Source organism: Deinococcus roseus, from assembly GCF_014646895.1.
GTDB lineage: Bacteria > Deinococcota > Deinococci > Deinococcales > Deinococcaceae > Deinococcus_C > Deinococcus_C roseus.
On the sequence record NZ_BMOD01000054.1, the window covers coordinates 1 to 10,029 of the forward strand.

Annotated in this window: 11 protein-coding genes; all 11 read right to left on the reverse strand. The window is 51.7% G+C overall.

Annotation, left to right across the window (positions count from 1 at the left end):
* Positions 1–73: 73 nt before the first annotated feature.
* A complete protein-coding gene (locus tag IEY52_RS26055; RefSeq protein WP_189009488.1) occupies positions 74–934 on the reverse strand; it encodes a hypothetical protein in 861 nt (286 codons plus the stop codon).
* Positions 935–1,345: 411 nt separating this feature from the next.
* Positions 1,346–2,992, reverse strand: a complete 1,647-nt coding sequence (locus tag IEY52_RS26060; protein WP_189009491.1) for a hypothetical protein — start codon at positions 2,990–2,992, stop codon at positions 1,346–1,348.
* Positions 2,993–3,443: 451 nt separating this feature from the next.
* A complete protein-coding gene (locus IEY52_RS26065) occupies positions 3,444–3,599 on the reverse strand; it encodes a hypothetical protein (protein WP_189009494.1) in 156 nt (51 codons plus the stop codon).
* Complete coding sequence (locus IEY52_RS26070; RefSeq protein ID WP_189009497.1) at positions 3,596–4,261, reverse strand: hypothetical protein; 666 nt, start codon at positions 4,259–4,261, stop codon at positions 3,596–3,598. Before IEY52_RS26070 ends, IEY52_RS26065 begins: the two co-directional genes overlap by 4 nt.
* Complete coding sequence (locus IEY52_RS26075) at positions 4,258–4,878, reverse strand: hypothetical protein (RefSeq protein WP_189009501.1); 621 nt, start codon at positions 4,876–4,878, stop codon at positions 4,258–4,260. Before IEY52_RS26075 ends, IEY52_RS26070 begins: the two co-directional genes overlap by 4 nt.
* 147 nt (positions 4,879–5,025) lie before the next feature.
* Positions 5,026–5,184: a single-stranded DNA-binding protein gene (locus IEY52_RS27175; protein ID WP_373289938.1), complete on the reverse strand. Its 159-nt coding sequence runs from the start codon at positions 5,182–5,184 to the stop codon at positions 5,026–5,028.
* Entirely contained in the window at positions 5,126–5,524 is a 399-nt protein-coding gene (locus IEY52_RS26080; protein ID WP_505692158.1) for a single-stranded DNA-binding protein, read from the reverse strand. The genes IEY52_RS27175 and IEY52_RS26080 overlap by 59 nt, the downstream gene beginning before the upstream one ends.
* A 74-nt stretch (positions 5,525–5,598) precedes the next feature.
* Complete coding sequence (locus IEY52_RS27060) at positions 5,599–6,402, reverse strand: single-stranded DNA-binding protein (RefSeq protein ID WP_189009507.1); 804 nt, start codon at positions 6,400–6,402, stop codon at positions 5,599–5,601.
* A 41-nt stretch (positions 6,403–6,443) separates the two neighbouring features.
* A complete protein-coding gene (locus IEY52_RS26090; RefSeq protein ID WP_189009510.1) occupies positions 6,444–6,653 on the reverse strand; it encodes a hypothetical protein in 210 nt (69 codons plus the stop codon).
* Positions 6,654–6,771: 118 nt separating this feature from the next.
* Positions 6,772–7,893 (reverse strand): RNA-guided endonuclease InsQ/TnpB family protein, encoded by a 1,122-nt coding sequence (locus tag IEY52_RS26095; RefSeq protein WP_189009513.1) that lies wholly within the window; start codon positions 7,891–7,893, stop codon positions 6,772–6,774.
* Positions 7,894–8,165: 272 nt separating this feature from the next.
* Positions 8,166–9,785 carry a DEAD/DEAH box helicase gene (locus tag IEY52_RS26100; RefSeq protein WP_189009516.1) on the reverse strand — a complete coding sequence of 540 codons (1,620 nt, stop codon included), beginning with the start codon at positions 9,783–9,785 and terminating at the stop codon, positions 8,166–8,168.
* Between the last annotated feature and the right edge of the window lie 244 nt (positions 9,786–10,029).

Consider the following 10,029-nt stretch of genomic DNA (forward strand, 5'->3'; position numbering starts at 1 on the left):
ACTCTGCCCATTTTTGTTGTCTCAGATGAGTTTTTGCTGAATGGGCCAAACAGTCCCGCATAGGTGCAAAATCTCAGTTAACGAATTCACTGCCTCGATCTGTGAAAAGCTCCTGTGGGAGACCGAGCGGAGGCAAACGGTTCTCCACCCCGAGCCTCTGATGGTGTTCATGTTGATCCAGCAGGATGCCCCTGAGGGTCCGCAGGGTTTCGAAGGCGGACTTGGTGTGGCTGGTGAGGCTGAAATTCAGAAACAACGAGGTGCCTTCGTCCACCGCCACAGTGATCCAATAGCGGGAGTGCATGGACCTGGTCTGAGGCCGTTTGTTTTTGCTTCTTTTCACCTGCAGTTTGCCGTCTTTGACGAAAAAGTCCAGCAGGGTGCCATCCATCTGGATGCGTTCCCCGAAGGTTCTTTGGGGGCTGACCCCAAATCGAGGTTCCTTGCTCCTGGCGATTTCCTCGCCGTAACGCAAACGAAAGTAGGTTTTCGGGTCCTGCTTTTCCCTTTGCCGCAGGCGGTTTTTGAGGGTGTTGTAGCTGGGTGTGACGAGGTTTTTTTCGCTGCAATGGTCGTGGATAAGGTCGAGCAGCGCCTGGAGGGTGTAAGGGCGGAAGGTGGGGCTGCCCATGGGGATGAGCCAGTGCTGGTCGATCAGGGTTTGCACGAGGCGTTCGACTTCGGGACTCAGGGTGTGCTGATGAAGCTGATTTTTGCGTTTCTCCAGGAACTGCGGAATGTTGACAGCGTGCTGGTGACCGCCGAGGTTCAGGAATGTCTTGTAGTAACGGCGGAGGGTGGGAACGGAAATGCAGGCTTTTTGGCAAAGGCTTGCTTCGTGGGCTTTGGGGATGCCAGTGCTGCCTCTGTCCCGGAAGTATGGGAGGAGGTGCTCCAGGGCGTGGGTGGCGCGGGCATACTTCAGGGAGATCATCCTCTCAGCTTACTGGACAGGATAGAAATCAAATCAGAATGCAGAGCTGTCTAGATTGATATCAGAACAGACTGCAACTGACAGTCATGCAGGCACTGTATTCCCTCAATCCAGGCTGCTACCAATAGTTGGTCAGGAGGTTCATCTGTTCAGCAGATTTCTCTCTGCCATGGTCCAGGTGAACATCCAATCGGGATGGATGTGCTGCCAGTCACCAGGCTCCCAGCCTGCAGCCCCCCTTCTGTGAGCCAATGTTGCCGCTCCCGCAATGCCCGGAGCACTTCATGTGGACATTCAACTGGACCATGTTCACCTGCAAGCACGGCCCTCGAAGCCCACACATTCACCGCTCCTGTTCACCAGCGTTTTGATGTTTTCAAAATGCAGGACCTGCAAAATGCTCCCAAGTCCTCAGCGAAACTCTGGCATGTACAAATTGTGGATGTTGGTGATTTCGGCAGCCAGCCCGGCCTCACTGAGATCGCCACTCTGGAACTTTAAGATTGCCATCTCCAATTCGAAATGTTTCAACAATCCCCTTCCGTCAAGGCACACATCACCACTCAGCACATGTTTTTCGCACAAATTGACCAGAACTGGAAACATTCGTTCTTTGGCGTGGAAGATATCCTCCAGCTGTCGGGGCCGGTTGTAGGGCCCGAAGTCCATCACCTGGCGGGTGCCATCTGGCCTCAGCACCACCGCACTTCTGTCAGTGATGTAAAGTGGCTGCGCTCCCTCCGTGAACACAAAGCTAAAGTATTGCTCTTCAATGGCATCCCGGTGAAATTCGATGGCCACCAACGACTGGTTTCTTGAGGGGTAAATCAAAAAGTCTCCATAGTTCAGCATGTTCCCGCTCACGACGAGGGGAGAAATGTATTGCCCCACCAGTTCTCGCTCATCATCCCAAGACAACACCAGTGCTTTGGCACTGGATCGGTCTTTCAAAACCATTCCTCCAGCGTCATCAACAGGAACCGCCATGAAGGGAAGATGGAAAATCTGTTTTTTCTCGCATTTCTCCAGGCACGACCACACCGAAACCTCATGAAATCCATCCTCACCTTCACCGATCAACACCAGGGTCGGTTGTTTGGCCCGGTCTTCATCTTTCCAGGGTTCCACAATGTCCAAGATTTGTGGGTTCAACACCCCCTCGATGGTCCTGGATTCTCCTGAAGCTGTGTCCGTCAAATAAACCCGGTCTCGCAACTCGAAGGCATATTCATGCTGGGCGTGAAAGGCTTGACGGGGCTGCTCCGGCCATTGTCCTGCAGCAGGCAGGGTGAACATGAGTTCAGGCTCCAGGGTGATGTTTTGCTCAGATTGAGGATCTGGTGGAAGCAAGCTCTCGTAGGCCCGGTGATTTTGATCCACCCAGAAGACACTGTTGTCGAGGCCAGTCTGCCCGTAATACAACGCGGAGGAGAGGACAAGCGTTTGGACTTTTTGGAGTTCGCTTGCGGTCTTCAAGAGATCATAAAAGTCCATGTTCAGGTACCTGAAATCCACATCCCCATTTTTCAACTGGTAATAATGGGATTTGCCTTCCAACATGTGGTCCACCAGCAAGGCCTGAGCCACATCGGGATGGTCTTCCAGCAGCACTGCTGGGGTGGGTGGTGTGTAAAAAAAGGTGTGGTCCCGACGGATGTGGGGGAAGTCTGCACTGAGAAAGTACGCGTTGATGGTGTTCCACTGGTCCTGGAATCCCGCATTGCTGTTCCACGTGAAGGAAATCTGGGAGGTGGGTTCAGGGGTCAATTTCACAATGAATGACCGTCCTTGAAACTGGTACGTGTTCAGATAGGCTTCTTGCAATGGAGTCCAGTGTGGACTCAATTCCAGAATGTCTGACTGCATGGCCTGGGTTTCCCAGTGGAGGATGGTACTGCGTGCATCCTGTGGAAATGAAAAGCACACGTCACCTACACCCTGGGAGCATGCTGTTTCCTGCCATCCCAGTTTCCGGGCAATGCCCTGGATGGCAGTCAGGTCAGAGGGAGCGGCGAGACTGTTGGTGCAACACAACAGAAGGGCGGTGCTGATGGTCATGTTCAAATGCGTGTTCACTGCTTCAAGCCTTTCAGGTCACTTTGACATCACAGTAGACGTTTTGCGTTCCATCATCATAAAAGGAAAAGCTCCACGAAGTTGCCCACATCCAGCAACCAAAGGAACGTGAGGCAATGTGTTCATCGTCAACCATCTTCTCAACAAGAGTGACGCATGGGATGGTCCTGCGTTTGTGGGGCTTCTTGAGGGGAAGTTCACATTGACCATGGCAGCGAGATTTCTGCTGAACGGTTTCCGTCCTGGTCACAAAAAAGGGGGACCGGGCAGCTGGTGACAGCTTCGGCAATTCACCTCGCGCAACGCCCCTGTACATCCTGAAGGAAAACTGGACTGGTGATCACCCCGCTCACCCGGTACTCTTCTTGCAATCCCGAACACTGCTCGGAGGATTCACACCTTTTGGGAACAGCAAAGCGGTCACCTTGAGGTTTCAGCCTCCCCCAAAGCCAGAGCCATGCTTCGCGCACTGCGCAAGCACCTCCTGGTCCCAGGCCAGGTAGGCCTCCCTGTACGCTTTGAGGCAGTCCACCACTTCAACAGCAGCAATCCGGTCATGCTTTCTTGCAAGGTGCCCGGGTGAACTCATTCGCACCCACCATCTCCACCCTCGCCGCCATATCCGGAATCTGCAGCGAAAGCCACCAACGCATCCCCACCAGCTGAGACCTGCAACACCCGTTTCTCGTACAGGCTGTTCCAGGTGGATTCCTGCATCCCGCTGACTTTCAGGTACTTCAACACCGCCTCTTCCGGCCACTTCAAGCCCACCAGTTCACCCAGTGGGGCAGCGGCGGCGTAAGTCAAAGCAGAGCGGTTGTGCAGCATCTTGCTGATGGAGAGCACCATCCCGGTCAGCACGCACAGCAGCATCAGCGCAGCCAGATGCAAAGTCAAGGCAGGAAGCCAGTGGATCATCAGCACCGCAGCCAGCCCGGCACCGAACCACACATCCGGTGAGAACACCACACCTTTGCGGTGGTGGCGGCGGGCTTCAGCGACAAGCTCATCAAAGTATTGCTGCAAGGCCACCTCAGCAGACCTGCTCACCACCACACCGTTGCGGGTGGGGTAAGGCAGGCGGGTCAAATCAATCACCCCATACCGGGTGAAGTGTTTGGCCCGGTACAACAATTCGAGCATGACATGCAGGTGACCGGGGAGGGCACTGCAGTGGAAGGTGCCCTCCTGAATGTGTGGACCGACTTCCAGGAAACGAACTTCAAAAGATTCACGGATGATGGGCATCATTCCTCCTCGGGGTAAGGCATTTGACCGCTGTTCCAGCGTTCCACGGTGATGTGCTTGTGGGCCAGGTAGAGACGGATCAGGTCGGCAAGGGGCAACTCTGGCTGCTGGGACAGCCACACCAGATCTTCTGCGGCTTCAAACAAGAAGCGACGCCGGAACGCTGGAATTTTTCGGCGGCGCACCTCCAGAACCTGCAGGGCAACAAACACCACCAGAAAAATGGCCGCCAGCCCCAGCAACCATGGGGAAGGAGACACACTTTGGTACACCACGCTGGCCACCAGCAGCAGCACAGCAAGCACCGAGAGCACCAGGTTCGCGGTGAGGGCCTGCTGGCGTTTCAGGTGAACTCTTGCTGCCTGCAGGTGCTGCTTGAAGTACGCCTCCAGGAAGGCTGCGTTGTCCGCTGGGCGCACCACAGCCACGGGCGTTCCATCCGGTGCAGGGAACACCAGGGTGGCTCCATTGAGCATTCCAGGACCGGTCTGGTGCTGGTAACGCGTGAGGAGTTCCAGCAGCATCACCTGCCGCCCTGGGTGACCTTGCACGGTCACGGTGAGGACTTCCTGCCTGTCTGGGTCAGAGAGCAGGCGATGAACTTGGGTGGTCCGGGTCATCATGGCCTCCTTAAGTGTTGGAGCGAATCCCCCCATCAGGTGAAATACGCTCCACTGGTGGTTGAGGGAAAGCCCTGGCTTTCCCTCAAAACCTTTTTCTGCACAACAAAAAACCCCTGCTGTTGCAGGGGCAGAGAGGAAGGTTTTTCAAGGAGAAGCAGCCGCGACTTTCTCCGGGTTCTGGTAGGCCTCCAGGGGCCGACCGTTGCAAGGACAGGTGATCAGGGTGATGTAACGCACCGACTCCTCACCTTCTTTGAGGTGCTCGGGGTCGGTGGGGCGTGCCCCACGGGAGTATTTGACGATTTTGGGGAGCCCTAAGTTTCTTGGTGTCCACCTCCTCGAGCTCACGCCGCTTGTAGACCTGTCCCTTGTGGAACACGCATTTTTCACCTTCCTGACTCAAAAATTCACGTGCGCCAATCAGGGACCAGTCAAACGTGTCGGCCATGGAAAGCGGCAGCACCAGGCCGCCTGCGGGGATCTCTCCGCTGGTCCAGCCGCGTTTGCCGTACTGTCGCATGACGCTGAGCAGTTCATCTTCATTCCGGACCTGCACGGTGAGTCTCACGTGCCCAGAATGCCGGTGAGGTGCACCAGGATGGGCAGGGAATTGCCCTGGGGTTTGTCTTTGCCAGTCATGCATCACTCCTTTGCCTGCCCTTGCGCGAAAGCGCAAACATTAAAAGGGCACCCCCGGAATCGGGGGTGCCTGCTGTCTTAGAAGGGAAGATCTTCTTCCTCTGGGGGAAAAGCATCCTGGGAAGTGCTGCTGGACTGCGGTTTGCCCACCCCAACCGGTTGCCCCTGGGGTTTGGGGGCCTTGCTGAAGCGCTCCACGATCTCGAATGTTTCGGCAGCGAGAATGGTATTTTGGCGCTTGTTGCCTTCACTGTCCGTCCAGCTTTCGTTCTTCAGGCGGCCATCCACCAGCAGGGTGCTGCCCTTGCCTGCCTGCTTGACCAGGCTTTCGGCGTTCGCTTCCCACAGTTCCACCTGCACCCAGTGGGTTTTTTCCTGCCAGTTGCCGTCCCTGCCCTTCCAGGATTCCGTCACAGCGATGGAAGGGGAGACCACCGCTGCACCGCTCGGCACATAGCGGATTTCCGGGGCTTTGCCGAGGTTCCCCACCAGCCTCACCCAGTTGCGGGCGTTCTTCAGGCGGAACCCACCCTGCTGGTCTTGCACCAGGTCCGTTTCGGGACGGCTGACGTGGGCGATTTTGTGTTGTTTGACGGTCAGCTTGGAGTGCTTCTGACCATCTTGCTCCCAGGTCTCTTCCTGCACGCTGCCCTGCACCAGCACGGCCTGGCCCGCCTTGAAGATCTCAGCGGTGCCCTCTGCGCCCTTGCCGATCTCCACGCAACGCAGGTACCACACTGCGTCCCCTGAGGTGCCATCCGCTTTGGTGATGCTTTCCTCACCAGCCACGGTGTACTCCACCACCGGGGTGCCGTTCGGGGTGTAACGAAGTTCGGGGTCACGGGTCAAAGCGCCAATCAGGATCACTGTGTTCACGTTCATGTACTGCCTCCTTGTTTCCTGTTGAGGCGAAGCCTCAAACTTTAATGAAGTTTTGTTGCCTGGGATGCCACTGTGCCGCCAGCCTTGCGTGAACGGGTGCGCTTCAGGGAAAACACCACGATGAAAAACGCCACCGAGCAAAACGCAAACAGCACAAAAACCGTCTGGTACACATTCAAATCACTGACCCACCTGCCAAGCTGGTGGGAGAGGATCAGGAGAAGGGCGAGGGTGAGCAGGATTCTGAGCATGTTTGCCTCCTGCTTCCCTTTGAGGCGCAGCCTCAAAACTTGACATCCCCTTTTTGGGGGTTCCTGGCTCAACGGACCCGGCCGAAAGGGAAAACCCTTTCGGTCTGACAGGTCCTCCTCAGGCCTGAATTTCCGTGTGCCCCACGGTATGAAGTGCGAACTTCAGGATGTTTCGTGCCGCGTTGTGGTCCCGGTCCATCACCAGGCCACACGAGCACCGGTGCACCCGTTCCCGGAGGGACTTGGGCACCAGGGCTCCACAACCGGAGCACAAACTGGTGGTGTGCTTGGCAGGTACAAACACCATGGTGCGGCCCATCTTCCGGGCGAAGTACGACAGCCACTGCATGAACTGCCGCCAGCCGACATCCTGAATGGAGCGGGCCAGACGGTGGTTTTTCAGGAGGTTTCTCACCTGCAGTTGTTCCACGGCAATGAGGTCGTTGGACTTCACCACGCACCTCGCGGTTTTGACCACGAAGTCTTTGCGTTGCCGGGAGGTTTTCAGGTAAAGCCTGGAGAGTTTCTGGGCGGCTTTTTTGCGGTTCTGGCTGCCTTTTTTCATGCGGGCCAACTGGCGTTGCTTGCGCTTCAGGCGGTCCAGGGACCGTTTGTGGTGTCGCGGGTTGGCCACCGCTTGACCCTCAGAGTCCACCAGGAAATGACGCAAACCCACATCCAGACCCACCTGCCGGTGTGCAGGAGGAAGCGGCTGGGGAGCATCCCTCTTCACCAGCAATTGCAAGTAGTAACCATCCGCCCGCCTTAAAAGCCTCACCCGGTTGATGTAGTCAGGTTGCAACAGTGTCAGGTTGTGGCCGCCACGCAATCTCAGGGTGCCGATCCCACACCCGTCAGTGAAGGTGATCCTGGAGTGTCTGGCCTCCAGCTTCCAGCCTGACTTGCGGTACTCCATAGAACGGTTGTCTTTCTGGAAACGAGGGTACCGGATGGGGGAGTTGGCTTTCCGGGACTGGTAAAAGCGGGAGATGGCAGTCCAGGTCCGTTCTGCACTGGCCTGACGGGCACTGCTGTTCAGGTGCCGGACAAACCCATAGCTTTGTGCGAGTTCGGCTGTGTGCCTGGCCAGTTCATTTCTCCCAATGCCAGTCTCAGAGTCTTGATGGTCCATCCACAGGCGCAAGCACTTGTTGCGAATGAATTGCACCGTACGAATGGCTTCATCCACCCGGGAAAACTGCTGCACCGACCCGTAAACTTTGCACTCAATGGTGATCATGCCCCACCTTTTATGGACCTTTCTTGAATCCAGTTGGTGGCAACCAGACATTGGTTTAGACCATGTGAGTTGAGTACATCCGCATGTTGTGCGATCACGTTCTATTAGGTGTTAGGATTTCTCAACCCGTGCTGACCATTAGGGCACCAATACTTGGCGCGTTTTGGTTTGTTGAGCACACTTGCATTATTTGATTTTAGTGATGTACGCCAAAAGACCTCACAAGAAACCTATGGCCAGTGATGTTACACTAAAGTATCCATCTTCGGTCCTTATGCTAACTCTTGATCTTGATCATTATAATCTAATCGAATATACACATTTGATGAATTTTTATTCGGCTTTTTTATTAGACCTTTTTTAATCCACTTAGAAATTGATGGTCTAATGAATGATGTCTTTTTTGAGTCATCAATTACTATTTCTGGAAACCATTGTGCCCACTTTTCTAGTATCTCCTCAGTGGTTATAGGATCTCCAGGTTTAATTTTAAGTAAAATTAAACCTATACCTATTCTAAAAGCGAATTTTGTTGGATCATCCATCGATTCAAGATCATCATATATGGAAGCAATATAACTTCTATCCTCTCTCGAAAGTTTTTTATACATACCAATTAGAGTGATAAAAATCGGCAGATTCTTAAAATCATCCTTCTTATAGGATCTAGGATTGTTTATGATATCCTCATGAAAGTCAAGATCTTTTAGATTGTTTTCATCGAATTCATCGCCAAATTCTTCATTACATTCTATACACCATTGAACATTGATCTCTGTTTCGTGAAGTGTCCATCTATTACATCTATAACACCATTCAAGCTTTTTATGAACATGTGTATAATCATTTATACTAGGCTCATATAATACTTTCTTTACACTCCATCTTTCATTGTTTGTATTAACAATATATGAAGGTAATTTTGATTTGTTTAAAAAATGTGATAACCATAAATATTCTAATACAGGATCAATAAGTTCTTCATTCCAAATAAACCATCCTCCCCAATATTTATTCCAATAAATATGATGTTCCGCAGAAATTCTTTTTAAGTTGATTAGCTTAGTGAACGGCCAGATTTCGTCCACAGCTTTTTGTATGTCTGGAGAGTTTCTTAATACAACGTTTAAAAAATCAACATCTTTTTGCCTTCTCAAGAATGCCGATATTGAATAAATTGCAATACAATGAGTAGTTGATCTTGCATATGAGCAGGCTATCTTTTTTGTGTCTACTGAATTTCCAGCATATACTATTACTACCGGAGCTTCAAGGCCACGAAATTTCCCAATGAAAACAGGCTCATTAATGCTCTTTTCAAGCCATTCGTATTTTAAGAAATTCTCATATTTCTGCGATATTTTATCCAGTATTTTATCAATATTAATTTGATCCATCAAATGCTCTCTGTACAGATAAGACATTCTATCTTTATATTCTTTGATATAACTGGGAAAAGCAGGAAGATTATCAACATAAACGACTGCTATGTCATTTTTGTTTATTCCCTTTGACATTAAGTCTTCTAATATCTCAAATAACCTAACTTCTGGCCTAAAATCAACAATTTCAGTAAGAGACTCGTTATCGTCGGGCCTAGGAGAAAATTGTTGATAAGTTGAAGGCAAAGCTTCTTCCAGCCTTTTGAAAACTGGTTTTGGAGACCGTAAATTTAAGGTAAGCGTGTAAATGTTCTTCTGGTCGATGTTTAAAATACGAGCCAAGTCATCATTTGAAATAGACTCTTCATAAGAAAAAACTTGTGTTTCATCGCAAAATGCATAAATCCTTTTTGTTTTAAACCATGTCTCTAGAATTTCGATCCAAAATTTGGACATTACTTGAGCTTCATCAATTATCAAAACATCGTATTGCTTGACTTTTTGCTGCAAGATAGCAGTTAATAAAAGACTGGGGCCAGTAGTCTTGTACCAGTCCTTGTCGATTTCTGGTATCGCACCTGAAGAGTATCTGTGGCATAAAGAGTGAAAGGTCGTGACTTCGATTCCATATAACTTTTTTTGCAGAAACTTAGCAAGAGCAGAATTATATACCTGAAGTTACGCACCGAGTGGGACAGGTGACTTGAACAGTTCTCTGAGGTTTCGAAGTTCTTCCCAGGCTGCTTGAACCGCT